This is a genomic window from Bradyrhizobium sp. CER78 (assembly GCF_029846235.1).
Lineage (GTDB): Bacteria > Pseudomonadota > Alphaproteobacteria > Rhizobiales > Xanthobacteraceae > Bradyrhizobium.
Genome location: NZ_JARVWP010000038.1, coordinates 1 through 18,070 on the forward strand (window position 1 = coordinate 1; position 18,070 = coordinate 18,070).

An 18,070-nucleotide genomic window follows, 5' to 3' on the forward strand; every position below is an offset into this window, starting at 1 on the left:
CTGAGCGTGGGGCGCGGGGATTCGCGCATAACGAAGAAAAGGAAACGACCCATGGAAATCGGATTCATCGGCCTCGGGAAGATGGGCTTCCCGATGGCGCGCCGGCTGATCGAGGCCGGCCACAAGCTCACCGTGTTCGACACCAGCAAGGACGCGCTCGGCAGGCTGGTTGCGCTCGGCGCTGCGGCAGCATCGTCTCCGAAAGACATCGCCGACCGCGTCGAGACCGTGATGGCGAGCCTGCCCTCGCTGCAGGCTTCGCTCGAGGTCGCAACCGGCCCGGGCGGAGTGATCGAAGGCACGCGCGTCAAGCGTTTCATCGATCTGTCCACCGTTGGCTCGCGGATGGCGGTGAAGATCCACGATCTCTTGGCGAAGAAGAACATCGTGCAGATCGACAGCCCGGTCTCCGGCGGCGTCTCCGGCGCCGAGAAGGGCACGCTGGCGGTGATGGTGTCCGGCCCGCGCGCCGATTTCGAACTGGTCAAGAGCGCGCTCGACGTGATCGGCAAGGTGTTCTTCATCGGCACCAAGCCGGGCTCCGGCCAGACCATGAAGCTCGCCAACAACTTCCTCTCCGCAACCGCGATGGTCGCGACGTCCGAGGCTGTCGTGATGGGCGTGAAGTCCGGGCTCGATCCGGCTGTCATGATCGACGTCATCAACGCCGGCTCGGGCCTCAACACCGCGAGCCGCGACAAGTTTCCGCGCTCGGTCTTGCCGCGCAGCTTCGACTTCGGCTTCGCCACCGGCCTGATGGTCAAGGACGTGCGCCTCGCAGTCGAGGAAATGCGCGCGCTCGGGTTGTCGATGGAAGTCGCCGAGGCGGTCGGCCGGCTCTGGGAGGTCATCATCCGCGACGAGGGACCGGAGTCGGACTTCACCGCCGCGATCAAGCCGATCGAGAAGGCCGCGGGCGTGATCGTCGGCGGCAAGGGTGGCAGTCACGCCGCGAAATAAGCGTCGTCGAAGAAACAAGCGCCGTCGTCCCGGGCAAGCGAAGCGCGACCCGGGACCCATAACCACAGGCGCCAGTGATTTAGTTGAGCTGGGGCCCCAGCGCAGCACAACAACCACGTTCAGTGGTTATGGGTCCCTGCTTTCGCAGGGACGACACCGTTAACGAGGCCAATGGGATGACACCGTTAGTGAGGCGCGCTTAGCGGCTCACAACCATGGCGCCGGCTTGTCCATCGCGATCAGCGCGTCGACGTCGATGCGCGGGCGGACCACGGCGTACTGGTCGTCCTTGACCAGCACCTCCGGCACCAGCGGCCGCGTGTTGTAGGTGCCGGACTGCACCGCGCCATAGGCGCCCGCAGTCATGATCGCGAGGAGATCGCCGGCCTTCGGCTGCGGCAGCGCGCGGTCGAGCGCGAGGTAGTCGCCGGTCTCGCAGACCGGGCCGACCACATCGGCAACCATGGTCGGCGTACCCTGCGCAGGCTGGCGCACCGGCAGGATATCATGATGCGCTTCATACAGCGTCGGCCGGATCAAATCGTTCATCGCGGCGTCGATGATGACGAAGTTCTTGGCATCGCCCGGCTTCACATGGATCACCCGGCTGACCAGGATGCCGGCATTGCCGACGATCAGGCGGCCCGGCTCGAACATCAGCGTGCAGCCGAGATTGTGCGTGACGCGCTTGACCATCGCGGCATAGGCAGCCGGTTCCGGCGGCGCGGCGCGGTCCATGTAGTAGGGAATGCCGAGGCCGCCGCCGAAATCGACATGCGAGATATCGTGGCCGTCGGCGCGCAGCGTCTGCACGAACTCGGCGAGCAGGCGGAAGGCAGCCTCGAGCGGGCCGAGATCGGTGATCTGGCTGCCGATATGCACGTCGGTGCCGGTGACCTTGATGCCCGGCAGCTTCGCCGCGCGGGCATAGACTTCGCGGGCGCGCGCGATCGGAATGCCGAACTTGTTCTCCGACTTGCCGGTGGAAATCTTGGCATGCGTGCCGGCATCGACGTCGGGATTGACCCGGACCGAGATGCGCGCCGTGGTCTTCATCTCGACCGCAAGGCGCGACAGCATCTCGAGTTCTGGCTCGGACTCGATGTTGATGCAGAGAATGTCGGCGGCGAGCGCGGCGCGCAGCTCGCCTTCGGTCTTGCCGACGCCGGAGAACAGGATCTTCGACGGCGGGATGCCGGCGGCCAGCGCACGCTTCAACTCACCGCCGGACACCACGTCGGCGCCGGCGCCGAGCTTGGCCAGCGTGCGCAGCACCGACTGGTTGGAATTCGCCTTCATCGCGTAGCAGACCAGCGCCTTCTCGCCGGCAAAGGCCTCGGTGAAGACGCGGTAGTGCCGCTCCAGCGTCGCCGTCGAATAGCAATAGAACGGCGTGCCGACGGCTTCCGCCAGCTCAATGAGATTGACCGCCTCGGCATGCAGCACGCCGTTGCGATAGTCGAAATGGTTCATGACACGCTTTATTGTTTGGGCATGATCTTTTCGGAAAACCGCTTCGCACTTTTCCGGATCATGCTCGAAATGCTAATTGCCGAGCAACGGATCGAGGACGAAGGGCCGTTTATTGCCACGCGTCGCGGCCGGCGGGGCCTCCGAGCCATAGGTCGGATTGAACACGCTGGGCTGTGCCGCCCGCTCGCTCTCGGTGTCGCCCGGTGCTGCGCCCGGCGCGGCGTTCGCGGTCGGCGGCAGGTCGAGCGGTCCCTTGCGGCCGCAGCCGCCGAGCGCCAGCGCTGACACGCTCAGCACAATGATGGCCCATCCCGAGGGGGTCAGGCGGTTCTTGCTAATCACGACGAATTCCCCAATTCGGGCGGCACCATACAAACATTGGCGTGCTCTGGCGAGAGGCGGAGCGCTGAGAAATCACGGCCAATTTTTCTGGTTCAGCCCAATTTTCGCTCTTTTTCCAGCCGCTTGGCCCAGGCCTTGGCCTGCGCCATCACATTCTTCGGCGCCGTGCCGCCAAATGAGGTCCGGCTCTTCACCGAGGATTCGACGCTGAGCACCCTCAGGGCGTCCGCCGTGATCTTCGGCTCGACCTCCTGCATGGCTGCAAGCGGCAGCTCGTGCAGCGCGACGCCCTGCTTGGAGGCCAGGCCGACGATCCGCCCGGTAACATGATGGGCGTCGCGGAACGGCATTTTCAGGGTGCGCACCAGCCAGTCGGCGAGGTCGGTCGCGGTGGCGTAGCCCTCGCCGGCCGCGGCCTTCATCTTCGCCTCATCCGGCACCAGATCCTCGACCATGCCGGTCATGGCGCGGATCGCGAGCGACAGCGCCTCGAACGCCTCCATGGCGCCCTGCTTGTCCTCCTGCATGTCCTTTTGATAGGCCAGCGGCAGGCCCTTCATCACGATCAGCAGCGCAGTGAGCGCACCGATCACGCGGCCGGTCTTGGCGCGCACCAGCTCGGCGGCGTCCGGATTGCGCTTCTGCGGCATGATCGACGAGCCGGTCGTGAATTTGTCGCTGAGCTTGACGAGACCGACCAAGGGCGAGGTCCAGATCACGATCTCCTCGGCGAAGCGGGACATGTGCACCGCGCAGATCGCGGCCGCCGACAGCGTCTCCAGCACGAAATCGCGGTCGGATACCGCATCGAGCGAATTGGCCATCGGCCGGTCGAAACCGAGCGCCTTGGCGGTAGCAGTGCGGTCGATCGGAAACGAGGTGCCGGCGAGCGCGGCTGCGCCCAGCGGCGATTCGTTCAGCCGCTTGCGCGCGTCGGTAAAGCGGCCGCGGTCGCGGCCGGCCATCTCGACATAGGCCAGCAGATGATGACCGAAGGTCACGGGCTGCGCGGTCTGCAGATGGGTGAAGCCCGGCATCACGGTTCCGGCATGCTCCAGCGCGCGGGTGACCAGCGCCTGCTGGAACGCGGCCAGCGCCGCGTTCGTCTGATCGATGGTGTCGCGGACGTAGAGCCGGAAATCGGTCGCGACCTGGTCGTTGCGCGAGCGCGCGGTGTGCAGCCGGCCCGCGGCGGGCCCGATCAACTCGGAAAGCCGCGACTCGACATTCATATGGATGTCCTCGAGCGCGCGCTTGAAGTCGAAATCGCCCTTGCCGATCTCTGACAAAATCGTGTCTAGACCTTTACCGATATTTTTCGCATCAGCTGACGTGATGATGCCTTGCGCGGCGAGCATCGCGGCGTGGGCCTTGGACGCAGCAATGTCCTGGGCATAAAGGTGCCGGTCGACGTCGATGGAGACGTTGATTTCCTCCATGATCGCGTCGGGACGCTCCGAGAACCGGCCGCCCCACATCTTGTTGCTCATGACATCTCGCTCACGAATTTGTATTGCAGGCCCTGCTGTTTCATCAGCCGGAGCGGCGAAACAGCATGGCGGTTCCGAACGTATTAGCTCTTTGTTTGAGCATGATCTTTTCGGAAAACCGCTTCGCACTTTTCCGGATCATGTTCCAGCCACTGCATAGCCATATCTGACCCAGGATGACAAACGATATGCCCGAGACGCCCCCATCCGAACCGACCGCCAAGCCGACGGCCAAGCGGCGTATCCCGCTGGTGATCGGCGCCGTGCTGGTTGGGGCCGTGCTCGGCTATATCGGGGTCTCCAGCCTCAGGCATCCCGCCGGTGGCGACGTCGCCTGCAACAGCGCGGTGGACCTGGCGAAGAAGATCGCCCCGCTCGCCCATGGCGAGGTCGCGGCGCTGACCATGGCAACCACCCCCTTGAGGCTGCCCGACCTGACCTTCGAGGACGCCAACGGCCAGCCGAAGAAGCTCTCGGACTGGCGCGGCAAGACCGTGCTGGTCAATTTGTGGGCGACCTGGTGCGTGCCCTGCCGCAAGGAAATGCCGGCGCTCGACAGCCTGCAGACCAAGCTCGGCGGCAAGGATTTCGAGGTGGTCGCGATCAACATCGACACCCGCGACCCGGACAAGCCGAAGAACTTCCTGAAAGAGGCCAATCTGACCAAGCTGGATTATTTCAGCGACCAGAAAGCCAAGGTCTTTCAGGATCTTAAGAACATAGGCAAGGCGCTCGGCATGCCGACCTCCGTGCTGGTCGACGGCAAGGGCTGCGAAATCGCCAATATCGCCGGTCCCGCCGAATGGGCCAGCGACGATGCGATCAAGCTGGTGAAAGCGGCGCTACAGCCTGCCGCGGCAGGCTTCTGATCAGGCGACGGCGTTGAGGTTGCCGCCGACGCCCGGACCGAGATTGGCGGTCGATGGCGTGCCGAGCAGGGTCTGAACCGCGAACTTTTCCGCGTCGAGGTTCTGCTTGGTCACGCGGGTCGCGATCTCACCCTGCAGATTGCCCTGCTGCATCGAGAGGATGCTGGCGACCATGCTCATCGTGTCCATACGCGGTACTCCCAAGTTCGACCTTAGGTAGCGCGCGAAAGTTAATACTTGGGTAATGGATCGCCAGCTCGGGCTGACGCATCGCAAGTGCCGGGAACGGCGTCACCGAGACACCTGCAACGCCGCTGATCGTCCGCGACATGCTGAAGCGCGCGGGATGCCGATGCCGCCTGAGCGAATGAGTGGAGGAACGCCGGCCCTTACCGCGTCGGGATCGGCTTGTCGCCGCGGTAGTCGTAGAAGCCGCGCTGGGACTTGCGTCCGAGCCAACCCGCCTCGACGTACTTCACCAGCAGCGGGCACGGCCGGTATTTGGAATCAGCAAGCCCCTCGTGCAGCACCTGCATGATCGACAGGCAGGTGTCGAGGCCGATGAAATCGGCGAGCTCGAGCGGGCCCATCGGATGGTGTGCGCCGAGCTTCATCGCGGCATCGATCGCCTCGACGTTGCCGACGCCTTCATACAGCGTGTAGATCGCCTCGTTGATCATCGGCAGCAGGATGCGGTTGACGATGAAGGCGGGGAAATCTTCCGACACCGCGACCTGCTTGCCGAGCTTGGCCACGAACGCCTTGGCGGTGTCGAAGGTCACATCGTCGGTGGCGATGCCGCGGATCAGCTCGACCAGCTCCATCGCCGGCACCGGATTCATGAAGTGAATGCCGATGAATTTCTCCGGGCGGTCGGTCGAGGCGGCGAGCCGTGTGATCGAGATCGACGACGAGTTGGTCGCGACGATCGCTTCCGGCTTCAGCACCGCGCAGACCTCGTGAAAGATCTTGCGCTTGGTCTCTTCCTTCTCGATCGCGGTCTCGATCACGAGATCGCAATCGGCCAGCGCATCGAGCGTCTCGGTGGAGGTGATGCGGTCGAGCGCCTGCTTGCGCTCGGTCTCGCTGATCGCCTTCTTGGCGACCTGGCGGGTCAGATTGCCGTTGATGGTCGCCAGCGCCGACTTCAGCCGGTCGCCGGACACGTCGTTGAGCACCACGTCGAAGCCGGCCAGCGCCGCCACATGGGCAATGCCATTGCCCATCTGGCCCGAACCGATCACGCCGACCTTTTTGATTGCCACCGTCATCTTGTCATCCACCGGAACGGCGCGCACGTCGCGCCTGCCCAATCCCAACGATACCCGAAGCGAAGCCTTCCGGGTTGCCCAATCCGCCGGAAGACGCTTCCCGGGACCATGATGTGATGACAAATCATCACATCCCGATCCCATTTCCCCCTGTCGGGCACGATCCTTCCGGAAAAACGTTTCCGGATCATTGCCTCGAAAATTATAACACCGGCCGGAGCTTAGCCATCCGGCCGGTGTCTTGTCGCTTACTTTCCGAGCTTGCCGAGCGCTTCGGTGAGCTCCGGAACCGCTTGGTAGAGGTCGGCGACCAGGCCGTAATCGGCGACCTGGAAGATCGGCGCGTCCTCATCCTTGTTGATGGCGACGATCACCTTGGAGTCCTTCATGCCCGCCAGATGCTGGATCGCGCCGGAGATGCCGACCGCGACATAGAGTTCCGGGGCCACCACCTTGCCGGTCTGGCCGACCTGCCAGTCGTTCGGCGCATAGCCGGCATCGACCGCGGCGCGCGAGGCGCCGACGCCGGCGCCGAGCTTGTCGGCGAGCGGCTCGATGTACTTGGCGAAGTTCTCGCGGCTCTGCATGGCGCGGCCACCCGAGACGATGATCTTGGCCGAGGTCAGTTCCGGACGGTCGCTCTTGGCGACCTCCTCACCGACGAAGCTCGACAGGCCGGGATCGGCGGCCGATGCGGCGTTCTCGATCGCGGCGCTGCCGCCTTCGCCGGCGGCGGCGAAGGTCGAGGTGCGGACCGTGATCACCTTCTTGGCGTCCTTCGACTTCACGGTCTGGATCGCGTTGCCGGCATAGATCGGCCGCTCATAGGTGTCGGGTGCGACGACCTTGATGATCTCGGAGACCTGCATGACGTCGAGCAGCGCTGCGACGCGCGGCATCACGTTCTTGAAGCGCGAGGTCGCGGGCGCGACGAAGGCGTCATAGCCGGGCGCCAGCGCGACGATCAGCGCAGCCAGCGGCTCGGCAAGGTCGTGCTCATAGGCGGGACCTTCGGCCACCAGCACCTTGCTGACGCCGGCAAGCTTGGCGGCTGCTTCCGCGGCCGCCTTGGTGCCCTGGCCGCCACCGGCAACCAGCACATGCACGTCGCCGCCGAGCTGGCTCGCCGCGGTCAGCGCCTTGTTGGTCGAGTCCTTCAGGGTCTCGTGGTCGTGTTCAGCAATCAACAGCGTCGTCATCAGAGAACCCCGGCTTCGGTCTTGAGCTTGTTCACGAGTTCGGCGACGTCCTTGACCTTGACGCCCGCTTTGCGGCCTGCCGGTTCCGCGGTCTTCAGCACTTCCAGACGCGGCGTCACATCGACGCCGTAGTCAGCGACGCTCTTGTCGTCGATCGGCTTCTTCTTCGCCTTCATGATGTTGGGCAGCGACGCATAGCGCGGCTCGTTGAGGCGCAGGTCAGTGGTGACGATCGCCGGGCCCTTCAGCTTGATGGTCTGCAGGCCGCCGTCGACTTCGCGCGTGACCTTGAAGTCCGATCCTTCAACCTCGAGCTTGGAGGCGAAGGTCGCCTGCGACCAGCCGAGCAGCGCGGCCAGCATCTGGCCGGTCTGGTTCGAGTCGTCGTCGATCGCCTGCTTGCCGAGAATGACGAGGCCGGGCTGCTCCGCCTCGACCACCGCCTTCAGGATCTTGGCAACCGCGAGCGGTTCGACATTGCCTTCGGCCTTGACCAGGATGCCGCGGTCGGCGCCCATCGCAAGTCCGGTGCGAATGGTCTCGGAGGCCTGCGCGGGTCCGATCGACACCACCACCACTTCGGTCGCCTTGCCGGCTTCCTTCAGCCGCAGCGCTTCCTCGACGGCGATCTCGTCGAACGGGTTCATCGACATCTTGACGTTGGCGAGCTCCACGCCCGTCCCGTCACTCTTGACGCGGACCTTGACGTTGTAGTCGACGACCCGCTTTACCGGCACAAGAACCTTCATCGATCCTCTTTCGCTTTGATTTTATGGGTTTCGGTTGGCTGGCGCGGAACCTAAAGGTCCAGTTTCCCTCGGTCAACGCGCCAAAGCCAAAAAACCGTCACCCGGTTTTGAACCAGTTTAGCGGTTCTGGCCCGGCACCCACAACACGTCTCCCGCCCCCTTATTGTTCTGGAAGCGGCTGGCAACGAACAGGAAATCCGACAGGCGGTTCATATACTGAATACCAGCGGCGTTGACCGGCTCGTCGGGCCGGGCGGCGAGTTCCACCATCATCCGTTCCGCGCGGCGACATATCGTCCGGGCGAGATGCAGATATGCGGCGGCAGGCGTGCCGCCGGGCAGCACGAACGAGGTCAGCGGCGCGAGCTGGTCGTTGAGGCGGTCGATGTCGCGCTCGATCCGCTCGACCTGGCTTGCCAGCATCCGCAGACGTTCGGCCTTGCCCTCGCGCTCGGGCACCGCAAGGTCGGCGCCGAGATCGAACAGATCGTTCTGGATCCGGCCGAGCATCGCATCGACCTCGGGACTATCAGCCAGATGCAGCCGCACCACGCCGATCGCGGCGTTGGTCTCGTCGACGGTGCCGTAGGCGGCAACGCGCAGATCGTATTTCGGCCGCCGCTCGCCGGAGCCGAGCGCGGTGGTGCCGTCATCGCCGGTGCGCGTATAGATCCGATTGAGAACGACCATGGCCGTGATCTCCTAAGGTTTGCGCATCGCTGTTATCGCCCCATCGCCCAGACCGCGAGCATCGCGATGACAATGGCGACGAACTGCAGCAGCACGCGCAGCCGCATCAGCTTCTGCGACGTGTTCGGCGAGCCGCCCTTCATCATGTTGATGAGGCCGAGCAGGAGCACCAGCGCGACGGCGCCGACGGCGATGGGAAGAATGATCGTGCTGAGAAGAGATGTCATCTGCGGTACATAACACCGCATGACGCGGACTTCCACACAGGCGGCCGATGCAACCAACTGGCTTTTCAGTGCGTAATATCAGATGCTGGTCCCGTTCTCGGACCGAGCCGTTTTCGACAATGCCGGGTGGAATGTGAAGCAGCTTCGTTACGTCACCCACGTCGTGATGGATGCCTTTTACACGTTCCTCGCCGATGACGGCTGGGCGATCGCGAGCCACATCGCGCTGTCGACCCTGATGGCGCTGTTTCCGTTCCTGATCGTGCTGACGTCGGTGGCCGGCTTCTTCGGCTCCAAGCAGCTCGCCGACCAGGCGGTCGGGCTGTTGCTGCAGGTCTGGCCGCATCAGGTCGCCGAGGCGCTGTCCGGCCAGATCCACGACGTGCTGACCAACACGCGCGGCGACATCCTGACCATCGGCGCGGTGCTCGCGGTGTACTTCGCCTCCAACGGCGTCGAGGCGCTGCGGGTGGCGCTGAACCGCGCCTATGCCGTGATCGAGCCGCGGCGCTGGTACTGGCTGCGGCTGGAATCGATCGGCTACACGCTGGTCGCGGCGTTCACCTCGCTCGCGATGGCCTTCCTGATCGTGCTCGGGCCGCTGATCATCGAGGCGGCGCGGCGCTATATCCCGTTCTTCGTCGAATCCAACGAGAGCCTGCTCAACATCGCCCGCTACGGCATCACGATACTGGCGCTGGTCGTCGCGCTGTTCATCCTGCATGCCTGGCTGCCGGCCGGCCGCCGCGGCTTCACCCAGATCCTGCCCGGCATCATCTTCACCGTGGCGGCGTCGCTGATCTCGGGCATCGGCTTCGGCATGTACCTGGCGCGCTTCGCCAACAATTACGTCACGATGTATGCGGGGCTCGCCTCGGTGATCATCGCGCTGGTGTTCCTGTATTTCATCGCCGCGATCTTCGTGTTCGGCGGCGAACTGAACGCGGCGATCATCAAGTCGCGGCTGCCGCGCGGCGTGTCGCTTCAAGCAGCGCAGTCGCTAGCGCCCGCGGAGAAACAGGCTTGACCAGGAAGGCGTCGGCGCCGGCGGCGCGCGCCGCGGCTTCGTCCTCGGCGCGGCCGGAGATCCCGACGATCACGATACGGCCATGCGGCGGCGGCAGCGCGCGGATCCGCTTGATGGCTTCGACACCGCTGATGCCGGGCAGCACCATGTCCATCAGCACCGCATCGAAGGCGCCCTGTCCGAGCCGATCAGTCGCGCCCTCGCCCTGACCGATGAATTCGGCGTGGTGACCGAGCTCGGTCAGGATCGTGTTGAGCACGACGCGGCCAAACGGATTGTCCTCGACGCTGAGCAGCCGCAGCCCCTGCGATGACGGCGCCGCCGCGCCTTCGCTCGCGGGCGCGCTGGCCGGCCCTTCGGCTGCAACCAGCACCACGTTGAGGGTGAAGGTGGTGCCGCCGCCTGAGCGCTGGGCCGCGACGACGTCGCCGCCCATGGCGCGCGCAAGCTGCTTGACCGAGGACAGGCCGAGCCCGGAGCCGCCGAACCGCGCGGCGATCGAGACATTGGCCTGCGAGAACGGCCGGAACAGGCGTTTGACCTCCGATAGCGTCAGGCCGATGCCGCTGTCCGAGATCGCAAAGGCAACACCGATCCTGCCGTCCGCCTGTCGCTTCGCCGCGTTCTTGGCCGCAGGCACCGGCGCGACGCGCAGCTCGATGCTGCCCTGCTCGGTGAACTTGACCGCGTTGTCGATCAGGTTCTCCAGCGCCGCGCGCAGGCGGACGGGATCGCCGACCGCGAAGGCGGGCAGTCGGTCAGAGACTTCGACCGAGGCCCGCAATCCCTTGGCTGTCGCCCGGCCGGCCAGCGAATCGCCGGCATGGCGCGCCAGCGTGCGCAGGTCGAAGAAGTCCTGCCGGATCTCGAGCCCCGGCCCCTCGCTGCGGGCGGCATCGACGAACAGGGTCGCAAGGCTCGCCAGATGTTCGGCGCCGGCCCTGATGGTGTCGACCCAGCGCCGCTCGCGCTCGCCGAGCTCCGATGTCGCGAGCAGGTTGCTGATCGCAAGGATCCCGGTCAGCGGCGTCCGCACCTCATGGGCAAAGGCGGCGAGCGCGGTCTCGACCATGCCGGGTCCAGACCTGGCTGATGTCTTTGGCGCGGCCCGCGTGCGGCGCGGCTTGGCCGCCGCCTTGGTCTTGCCGGTCTTGGTCTTGCCGGTCTTGGAGTCGCGGGTCTTGGCGGCGCGGGTCTTCGGCAGCGCGCCCTTGGCTCGCCGCTTGCTGCGCCGTCCGCGCGATGATGTCGCCATGATCTCCGTGACCCCGCCCCGCGGCCAACATGGCATGCCAGGAGTGGCGGAGTCACGGCGCTGTTTGGGAGGAGCCAAGGCAAATCAGGATGATGGTAAGCGGTCCATCCACTTGCGGCGCCCTACCCCGCAGGAGCAGGACTATCGCAGGGGCGTCCAGCCAAAATGTCGAAAACAACCCCATGCAAAGCAGCCGGCGGCCGCCGGCGTCTGACGCCGCAACTTGACATGCCGGGCAAATCAGCGGTATTTTTCTATTATTCCGAAATAACGCAAGCCCCCGTGCCTTCGCAAAAGGAAGAGGAGCGCCGCACCTTGTGCGCGGACTACACCAAACCGACCAGGCGGCGGATATCGGCCGGGCTGGCGCCCTCCGCCCGCAGCTCGCGCAGTCCGGTCGCCTGGGTCGATTTCGACAGCTTTTGGCCCGCCGTATCGCGGATCAGCGCATGGTGCCGGTAGACCGGCACGGGCAAGCCAAGCAGGTCCTGCAACAGCCGATGCACGCTGGTCGACCAGAACAGGTCAACGCCCCTGACCACATCGGTGATGCCTTGCAGGGCGTCGTCGATCACGACCGAGAGATGGTAGCTGGTTGGGGTTTCCTTGCGGGCCAGGATCACGTCGCCCCAGGCCTCGGGCCGGGCCGCGACCTCTCCGCTTTCGCCGGCCGGTCCCTCGCCCGCTTCCTGCCAGGACAGGCCGCCGGCGCGCGCGACGGCTGCGGCCATGTCGAGCCGCAGCGCGAACGGCGCGCCCTGCCCGATCAGCCGGTCGCGCTCCCCGGCCGGCAGCGATTTCGCCGCCCCCTGATAAAGCGGCGCACCGTCCGGATCGCGCGGCCAGGCGCCGCCTGCTTCTCTCTCCGCGACCAGCCGCGCGATCTCGGCGCGGCTCTCGAAGCTCGGATAGACCAGCCCCTGCGCCGACAGGCGGTCGATCGCGGCGCCATAGGCGGCAAAATGCTCCGACTGCCGCCGCACCGCCGTCTCCCAGGCGACGCCGAGCCAGGCGAGATCCTCGTAGATCGCAGCCTCGAACTCCGGCCGGCAGCGCGTCGAATCGATGTCCTCGATCCGCAGCAAGAAGCGCCCGCCGAATTGCCGTGCGAGGTCGTGGTTGAGCAGCGCCGAATAAGCGTGGCCGAGATGCAAATAGCCGTTCGGACTCGGTGCGAAGCGGAAAACGGGTGGCATCAAGGCGATCCCGCGCGGCGCGACGCGCCCGGTGCAAAATCTGGCCCCAGTTCCAACCGTTCGATAACCATGCGGTAAAAGCGCAGCGCCTCCGATATCATCTCCTCGGACGCGTCTGCCGAGCCATCCTCAAATGCGCTGCGCGCAATCTCGAACTCCGAATCGATGAAGCCGGCAACAGCCCGCGACAGGGGCGTGGCGCCGAGTTCGTGCGTGACGGCCTTGCGCTGCATGAGATCGCGGACTTCCTCCCGTAACTCGGCAGGGGGGTCGCATTCCACCATCAGGGTGGGGAAATGCATCGGCGCAACGGCTTCGGTCGGATGCATCCGCAGCCAGCGCAACACCGCCGCCGGCCGCAGCGCATAAAAAACCTTCTTTTGCGGAACGCTGCTCTCATCACCGAAATAAACCCGTCGCTGGCGCTCCCCGAGGTGCAGGTAATGGCGGCAAATCGCCTCCCGGCTCGCCGCACGGCGCCCAAATTCAAGGAAAGCATCGCGAAACCAAGCCTGGCCCCGATAGACCACGGGAGAGCAAAGCCACTCCACGATGACCGCATTGCCTTTCAGCAGCAGTTGAAGCGCCTTGCGCAAATCCCAGCCATTGGCATCGAGATCGCCCTCCAGCGGGAGTTCGATCACGTCCCGTACGGGCCAGACCGTAATATGGTCGATAGTGCGGCGGACGTACACGAAGCGGCAATCGTAGTCGCTGTCAGGAGAGGCAAATCCCCACGCCCGGCTTCCGCTCTCGACAGCCAGCGGCAAGAAGACCCGGTGTTCATCGGCGATGCGATCGAGCATCGCGTCGATCGAGGCGACCTTCCCTGCATCCATATCGGCAGGAATGCTTCTCAAACTCATCGAGTACTTCCGAAATCAAGGAAAGTTGTCATACTCTAGGACCTCTTGAAGCGTCCACAAGGCGTGGTGCCCGAGTCGCAAGAACACGTTCGTCTGGCGAAGCCGATCCCGCAATGCTGATTCATCTCGAAACCCAGGCCGACCTCGACGACGCCATCCACAAACTGGTCAATCAGGATCGCCGGCTGCGCCCGATCCTCGAATCGACCGGCATGCCGGCGATCCGGCAGCGAGAACCCGGGTTTGCGGGACTTGCCGCGATCATCTGCGGTCAGCAGCTGTCGACTGCGAGTGCTGCTGCGATCTGGGGGCGCGTCAGCAAGGCGTTCGATCCGTTCCACCATGATGCGATCCGCAAGGCGCGCGCCGACCGGCTCGGCCGGCTCGGATTGTCCGCAGCGAAGATCAAGACGCTCAAACACATCGCCCGCGAGCTCGCCGAGGAGCGGCTGAACCTCGACGTGCTCGCCAACGAGGAGGCCGATGCCGCGCACAACACGCTGACCGCACTGCCCGGGATCGGCCCCTGGACCGCCGACGTCTATCTGCTGTTCTGCCTCGGCCACGGCGACGCGTGGCCCGCCGGCGACCTCGCCGTGCAGGAAGCGGTCAAGGTCGGGCTCGGGCTGAAGGAGCGCCCGACGCCGAAGCAGATGGCGCCGCTCGCCGAGCCGTGGCGTCCGCTGCGCGGCGCCGCCGCGCACCTGTGGTGGGCCTACTATCGCATGATGAAGAATCGCGAAGGCGTGATCGCCGCTGCGAAATAGGGCGGCAACGAGAAAAACCCACAAACGGGTCAATCGCGTGCTATATCGTCATTGAATATTTTATCAATTTGCCGACTTCGCACCTCTAGCACGTCCAGCACTTCTTTCCTGCAAGGAGGACGGACCTGGTATCGCTCCGTACCCCGCTGTCGCTCCTGCTGATATCCCTGGGCGCCATCGCCGCCACGTGGTGGTGGCTCGGCATCCCGGTCAGCCTGGTGCGCGCACCGATCGATCCGAACGACAAGGTGCAGTGCATCTCCTACGCCCCCTTCCGAAACAATCAGACATCGCTTTCGCCGGCGACCCAGGTCTCGCCGGAACAGATCGCGGAAGATCTCGCGCAACTTGCCAAGATCTCCCACTGCATCCGCACCTATGCGACCGATCTCGGCCTCGACCAGATTCCCGGACTCGCGGCCAAGGCGGGGCTGAAAGTCATTCAGGGCATTTTCCTCGATCGGGACCGCAAGAAGAATGCGACGCAGGTCGAAACGGCGATCCGTCTCGCCAGGCAATATCCGGACACGATCATCGCGCTGGTCGTCGGCAACGAGGTCTTGCTGCGCAAGGAGATGGCAGCGTCCGACCTCGCCGCCCTGATCCGCTCGATCAAGGCGCAGGTCAGCGTCCCCGTCACCTATGCCGAGGTCTGGGAGTTCTGGCTGAGCAATCGCGAACTTTCCGACGCCGTCGACTTCGTCACGATTCACATCCTGCCCTATTGGGAGAACATCCCGATTCGAGCGGATCTGGCCGCCGCGCACGCCGACGAAATTCGCCGGCAAGTCGCGGCAGCGTTTCCGGGCAAGGAAATCTTCATCGGAGAAGTCGGCTGGCCGAGTGAGGGGCGGATGCGCGAGTCCGCGCTGCCGTCGCGCGTCAATCAGGCGCGCGTGGTCGCGGAAGTGCTCGACCTGGCGCGGCGCGAGCATTTCCGCGTCAACCTGTTCGAGGCCTATGACGAAGGGTGGAAGCGCGAGATCGAGGGCACGGTCGGCGGCTCCTGGGGCCTGTTCGATTCCGAACAGCGAACGCTGAAATATCCGGCCGGCGTGCCGATCAGCAATTTCCCGTACTGGAGACTGCAGATGGGCAGCGGAATGGCGCTGGCGATCCTGGTGTTCGGCGCGGCACTGCTGACCTTGCGCCGCAAACCGAGGGACCCCGGGGTTGCGGCATGGCTCGCGGTCGGCGTATCGGCGACCACGGCCGGAATCCTGTTCGGGGTCGCCGCACAACGACTGGTCTATGAAAGCTACGGCACGGGAGGCTGGCTGGTGTGGGGCACGCTCCTGGTGGCGGCAACGGCGTCGCCGGTGTTCGGCGCCAACGCGCTGATGTCGGGTCGCGCTCCCTCGAGCTTTCTGGAATTGCTGGGTCCGAAGGGCTACCACACGGAATCGGTGCTGGTGACGATGCACGGCCTGGCCTTGATCGTCACCGTCGTGGTCGGCACGGCAGCCGCGCTCGGCCTGATCTTTGACCCGCGCTTCATCGATTTTCCTTTCGCGCCTCTCACCATGGCGGCGGTGCCGTTTGTGGCGATGACGCTGATCAATCCTCCCACCAAGGGAATCCGCCCCCTGGCGGAATCGATCTTTGCCGGCATTTTTGTCGCAGCCACCATCTACATGCTCTTCAACGAAGGATTGGAGAACTGGCAGTCGCTGTGGACCTGTGCGGTCTTCATCCTGCTTGCGGCCACGCTGTTGCGGGCGCGCGCCTGAGCATGCGTTCTAGCTTTGGGGCGCGTACTCATAAAACCGGTACAGCCGTGCGGAAATGGCGGGGTCCGGATTGCCCTAACAAGCAGACATCAACGATGGCAGATTGAATGTCCGCGAAGGCGCCATTATCGGACTCATGCACCGCAGCAAACTGAAGCTCTATCTGACCTGATCAGCGCGGGCGCGTGCGCGGGCTCATTCGGGCAACCCCGCTTTCCGCAGGCCCTCGATCAACATCTTCGAGTTTGATTGTCCGCCCCGGCCGATCCACGCTGATATCGTAAAGCCGGGATCGAGCTCAAGCACACGCTCCGCCGCCTGACGGGCAGCCGCATCACGTCCGAGATGAGCAAGCGCCGACGTGAGACAACGATAGGCTGGGGAGTAAGATTGGTTCTGGCGAAGTGCTTTTTTGGCCGCGATGACTGCTTCGTCAAAGCGGCCAAGCTCAATCAAGGCTGTCCCCATCCCAGTAAACGGTCGATACAGGTGCGGATCTACCGGGCTCATGCGAATTGCACGTTCAAAACTCCGGACCGCTTCCTCCGGCAGTCCCGCATTTCGGTGGACCCAGCCTCTGCAGTTCCATACGACGTATGAATTCGGGTTGAGCGCGACCGCCCGGTTCGCCATTTCGATCTCAGCTTCACTGTCGCCAATCATGAACGCCGAGATTAGGGCCGACCATGCCAACGTGTCCGGATCACCGTCGTTGAGCCTCATTGCCAAACGAAGAAGCCGCACAGCTTCCTTGCGCTCAAATTGCGGATCGGCAGCATAGCCCAAAGAGACGTTGCTCGTGTGGCAGGCACCTGCCAGAGCCGCGGCAAGAGCGAACCGAGGGTCCAGCTCCAAGGCGCGAAGAGCCAGCCTTAACGCCTCGGCCTGCCCTTCGCGGGTCGCCAGGTAATTCTGCTGCACGGCCCGGAGAAAAAAGTCATAGGCGGTGAGGTTCTCCGGTCGCCGTCGCGTCGCTATGGCAATTTCTGTCTGAAGCAGTTTTGGCTGAATGGCAGAGACAACGGCGACCGTCACTTCGTCCTGAAGAGCGAAAATGTCTGTCAGATCGCGCTCGAACCTGTCCGCCCAGATGTGTGCGCCCGTCGTCGCATCGATCAACTGCCCCGTGATGCGAACTTTCCCCGCCGCCTTGCGCACTGCCCCCTCAAGGACATAGCGCACGCCAAGTCTGCGCCCGACTTCCTTGATATCGACGGCTTTGCCCTTGAAGGTGAAGCTCGAGTTGCGCGCGATCACGAACAAGGACTTGAACCGCGAGAGCGCGGTGATGATCTCCTCGACCATACCGTCGGCAAAATATTCCTGCTCGGGATCGCCGCTCAGGTTCTCGAACGGCAGCACAGCGATAGAGGGTTTGTCGGGAAGCGCAGAAGCACCCTCGCGCGCAACTTCGTCGGGATTTGAGATCGCAGCTTCTCGTGCCTCCCGCACTTGCCCGACAAAACGGAATCCCTTGCGCGGCAACGTCTTGATCAAGTGCTGCTCCTCCCCGGAATCACCGATTGCGCTTCTCGCGACATTCAGCCGGGTCGTCAGCGCGGCGTCCGAAACACTGCGCCCGTTCCAGACGGCATTGATGAGGTCGTCCTTGCTGACGACGCGCTCCCTGTTGCGGATCAGGTAATCGAGCAGATCGAACACCTGTGGGGCGACGGCAACGACTTTCGCCCCGCGAAGCAGCTCGCGCCGCTCAGTGTCGAATGCGTACTCCTCGAAGAGATAGCGCAAAGAAGCGAATCCCCCTGGTGGATCAAGGCCCCAAATAACCGGGTGACGCTGTGGCCTCGCTGCAAATCGCAAGAATAGGCTGCCGGTGAGGAAAATGTAAGCGGCCGATCAAGCGTGCCCACCGATCTCGCGGCCCGCGAGGCATCCGATCCTTGGCTGCGATACCTGCCAACGGTGGACGGCCAAATTGGGCCCACCGACTTCCGATAG

The 18,070-nt window shown here is 64.3% G+C and carries 18 protein-coding genes; 5 read left to right on the forward strand and 13 right to left on the reverse strand.

Annotated features, from left to right (window positions below):
* The first annotated feature begins 51 nt into the window (after positions 1-51).
* Positions 52-960 carry an NAD(P)-dependent oxidoreductase gene (locus QDT69_RS37020; RefSeq protein ID WP_279711393.1) on the forward strand — a complete coding sequence of 303 codons (909 nt, stop codon included), beginning with the start codon at positions 52-54 and terminating at the stop codon, positions 958-960.
* Between the two features lie 207 nt (positions 961-1,167).
* Here the strand turns inward: QDT69_RS37020 and lysA are convergent, their stop codons facing one another.
* The 3 genes from lysA to argH all read right to left on the reverse strand — a co-directional run bounded on the left by lysA (position 1,168) and on the right by argH (position 4,265).
* On the reverse strand, positions 1,168-2,433 hold the full coding sequence (gene lysA / locus QDT69_RS37025; protein WP_279711394.1) for a diaminopimelate decarboxylase: 1,266 nt from the start codon (positions 2,431-2,433) through the stop codon (positions 1,168-1,170).
* Between the two features lie 72 nt (positions 2,434-2,505).
* The gene (locus QDT69_RS37030) at positions 2,506-2,775 is read right to left on the reverse strand and encodes a lipoprotein (RefSeq protein ID WP_279711395.1); all 270 of its coding nucleotides are present in this window, start codon (positions 2,773-2,775) and stop codon (positions 2,506-2,508) included.
* A gap of 92 nt (positions 2,776-2,867) precedes the next feature.
* Positions 2,868-4,265, reverse strand: coding sequence for an argininosuccinate lyase (gene argH / locus QDT69_RS37035; RefSeq protein WP_279711396.1), 1,398 nt, complete (start codon positions 4,263-4,265; stop codon positions 2,868-2,870).
* Between the two features lie 188 nt (positions 4,266-4,453).
* On the opposite strand from argH, the gene QDT69_RS37040 reads away from it, so the two are divergent.
* Complete coding sequence (locus tag QDT69_RS37040; protein WP_279711397.1) at positions 4,454-5,134, forward strand: TlpA disulfide reductase family protein; 681 nt, start codon at positions 4,454-4,456, stop codon at positions 5,132-5,134.
* Here QDT69_RS37040 and QDT69_RS37045 read toward each other — a convergent pair whose 3' ends face one another.
* From QDT69_RS37045 to QDT69_RS37070, 6 genes are all read right to left on the reverse strand, one after another.
* Entirely contained in the window at positions 5,135-5,323 is a 189-nt protein-coding gene (locus QDT69_RS37045; RefSeq protein ID WP_074131839.1) for a putative motility protein, read from the reverse strand. It lies immediately after the preceding gene.
* Between the two features lie 200 nt (positions 5,324-5,523).
* Positions 5,524-6,405 (reverse strand): 3-hydroxybutyryl-CoA dehydrogenase, encoded by an 882-nt coding sequence (locus tag QDT69_RS37050; RefSeq protein WP_279711399.1) that lies wholly within the window; start codon positions 6,403-6,405, stop codon positions 5,524-5,526.
* A gap of 248 nt (positions 6,406-6,653) precedes the next feature.
* Positions 6,654-7,604, reverse strand: coding sequence for an FAD-binding protein (locus QDT69_RS37055; RefSeq protein WP_279711400.1), 951 nt, complete (start codon positions 7,602-7,604; stop codon positions 6,654-6,656).
* A complete protein-coding gene (locus tag QDT69_RS37060) occupies positions 7,604-8,353 on the reverse strand; it encodes an electron transfer flavoprotein subunit beta/FixA family protein (protein WP_016845285.1) in 750 nt (249 codons plus the stop codon). The genes QDT69_RS37055 and QDT69_RS37060 overlap by 1 nt, the downstream gene beginning before the upstream one ends.
* A 117-nt stretch (positions 8,354-8,470) precedes the next feature.
* Positions 8,471-9,043 carry a cob(I)yrinic acid a,c-diamide adenosyltransferase gene (locus tag QDT69_RS37065; RefSeq protein WP_279711401.1) on the reverse strand — a complete coding sequence of 191 codons (573 nt, stop codon included), beginning with the start codon at positions 9,041-9,043 and terminating at the stop codon, positions 8,471-8,473.
* Positions 9,044-9,075: 32 nt separating this feature from the next.
* Positions 9,076-9,270, reverse strand: coding sequence for a twin transmembrane helix small protein (locus tag QDT69_RS37070; RefSeq protein WP_028340366.1), 195 nt, complete (start codon positions 9,268-9,270; stop codon positions 9,076-9,078).
* 133 nt (positions 9,271-9,403) lie between these two features.
* Here QDT69_RS37070 and QDT69_RS37075 point away from each other — a divergent pair, with 133 nt between their 5' ends.
* Entirely contained in the window at positions 9,404-10,297 is an 894-nt protein-coding gene (locus tag QDT69_RS37075) for a YihY/virulence factor BrkB family protein (RefSeq protein ID WP_279711402.1), read from the forward strand.
* On the opposite strand, the gene QDT69_RS37080 is transcribed toward QDT69_RS37075, so the two are convergent.
* The 3 genes from QDT69_RS37080 to QDT69_RS37090 form a co-directional block, all read right to left on the reverse strand.
* Positions 10,224-11,552: an ATP-binding protein gene (locus QDT69_RS37080; protein WP_279711404.1), complete on the reverse strand. Its 1,329-nt coding sequence runs from the start codon at positions 11,550-11,552 to the stop codon at positions 10,224-10,226. The genes QDT69_RS37075 and QDT69_RS37080 overlap by 74 nt on opposite strands.
* 326 nt (positions 11,553-11,878) lie before the next feature.
* Positions 11,879-12,748, reverse strand: coding sequence for a tRNA glutamyl-Q(34) synthetase GluQRS (gluQRS, locus tag QDT69_RS37085; protein ID WP_279711405.1), 870 nt, complete (start codon positions 12,746-12,748; stop codon positions 11,879-11,881).
* Positions 12,748-13,614: a nucleotidyltransferase domain-containing protein gene (locus QDT69_RS37090; protein WP_279711406.1), complete on the reverse strand. Its 867-nt coding sequence runs from the start codon at positions 13,612-13,614 to the stop codon at positions 12,748-12,750. The genes gluQRS and QDT69_RS37090 overlap by 1 nt, the downstream gene beginning before the upstream one ends.
* A gap of 113 nt (positions 13,615-13,727) precedes the next feature.
* Between QDT69_RS37090 and QDT69_RS37095 the strand changes: the two genes are divergently transcribed.
* Together QDT69_RS37095 and QDT69_RS37100 are read left to right on the forward strand one after the other, a co-directional pair.
* Positions 13,728-14,381, forward strand: coding sequence for a DNA-3-methyladenine glycosylase 2 family protein (locus QDT69_RS37095; protein WP_279711407.1), 654 nt, complete (start codon positions 13,728-13,730; stop codon positions 14,379-14,381).
* A 167-nt stretch (positions 14,382-14,548) separates the two neighbouring features.
* Positions 14,549-16,111: a glycosyl hydrolase family 17 protein gene (locus tag QDT69_RS37100; RefSeq protein ID WP_279711409.1), complete on the forward strand. Its 1,563-nt coding sequence runs from the start codon at positions 14,549-14,551 to the stop codon at positions 16,109-16,111.
* A 195-nt stretch (positions 16,112-16,306) separates the two neighbouring features.
* Here the strand turns inward: QDT69_RS37100 and QDT69_RS37105 are convergent, their stop codons facing one another.
* Positions 16,307-17,860: a winged helix-turn-helix domain-containing tetratricopeptide repeat protein gene (locus QDT69_RS37105; RefSeq protein WP_279711408.1), complete on the reverse strand. Its 1,554-nt coding sequence runs from the start codon at positions 17,858-17,860 to the stop codon at positions 16,307-16,309.
* Positions 17,861-18,070 lie beyond the last annotated feature (210 nt).

Coding starts and splice junctions, on each gene's coding strand:
- QDT69_RS37020 (WP_279711393.1), top strand. CDS start 52: ATGGAAATCGGATTCATCGGCCTCGGGAAGATGGGCTTCCCGATGGCG.
- lysA (WP_279711394.1), bottom strand. CDS start 2,433: ATGAACCATTTCGACTATCGCAACGGCGTGCTGCATGCCGAGGCGGTC.
- argH (WP_279711396.1), bottom strand. CDS start 4,265: ATGAGCAACAAGATGTGGGGCGGCCGGTTCTCGGAGCGTCCCGACGCG.
- QDT69_RS37040 (WP_279711397.1), top strand. CDS start 4,454: ATGCCCGAGACGCCCCCATCCGAACCGACCGCCAAGCCGACGGCCAAG.
- QDT69_RS37045 (WP_074131839.1), bottom strand. CDS start 5,323: ATGGACACGATGAGCATGGTCGCCAGCATCCTCTCGATGCAGCAGGGC.
- QDT69_RS37050 (WP_279711399.1), bottom strand. CDS start 6,405: ATGACGGTGGCAATCAAAAAGGTCGGCGTGATCGGTTCGGGCCAGATG.
- QDT69_RS37055 (WP_279711400.1), bottom strand. CDS start 7,604: ATGACGACGCTGTTGATTGCTGAACACGACCACGAGACCCTGAAGGAC.
- QDT69_RS37060 (WP_016845285.1), bottom strand. CDS start 8,353: ATGAAGGTTCTTGTGCCGGTAAAGCGGGTCGTCGACTACAACGTCAAG.
- QDT69_RS37065 (WP_279711401.1), bottom strand. CDS start 9,043: ATGGTCGTTCTCAATCGGATCTATACGCGCACCGGCGATGACGGCACC.
- QDT69_RS37070 (WP_028340366.1), bottom strand. CDS start 9,270: ATGACATCTCTTCTCAGCACGATCATTCTTCCCATCGCCGTCGGCGCC.
- QDT69_RS37080 (WP_279711404.1), bottom strand. CDS start 11,552: ATGGCGACATCATCGCGCGGACGGCGCAGCAAGCGGCGAGCCAAGGGC.
- gluQRS (WP_279711405.1), bottom strand. CDS start 12,748: ATGCCACCCGTTTTCCGCTTCGCACCGAGTCCGAACGGCTATTTGCAT.
- QDT69_RS37090 (WP_279711406.1), bottom strand. CDS start 13,614: ATGAGTTTGAGAAGCATTCCTGCCGATATGGATGCAGGGAAGGTCGCC.
- QDT69_RS37095 (WP_279711407.1), top strand. CDS start 13,728: ATGCTGATTCATCTCGAAACCCAGGCCGACCTCGACGACGCCATCCAC.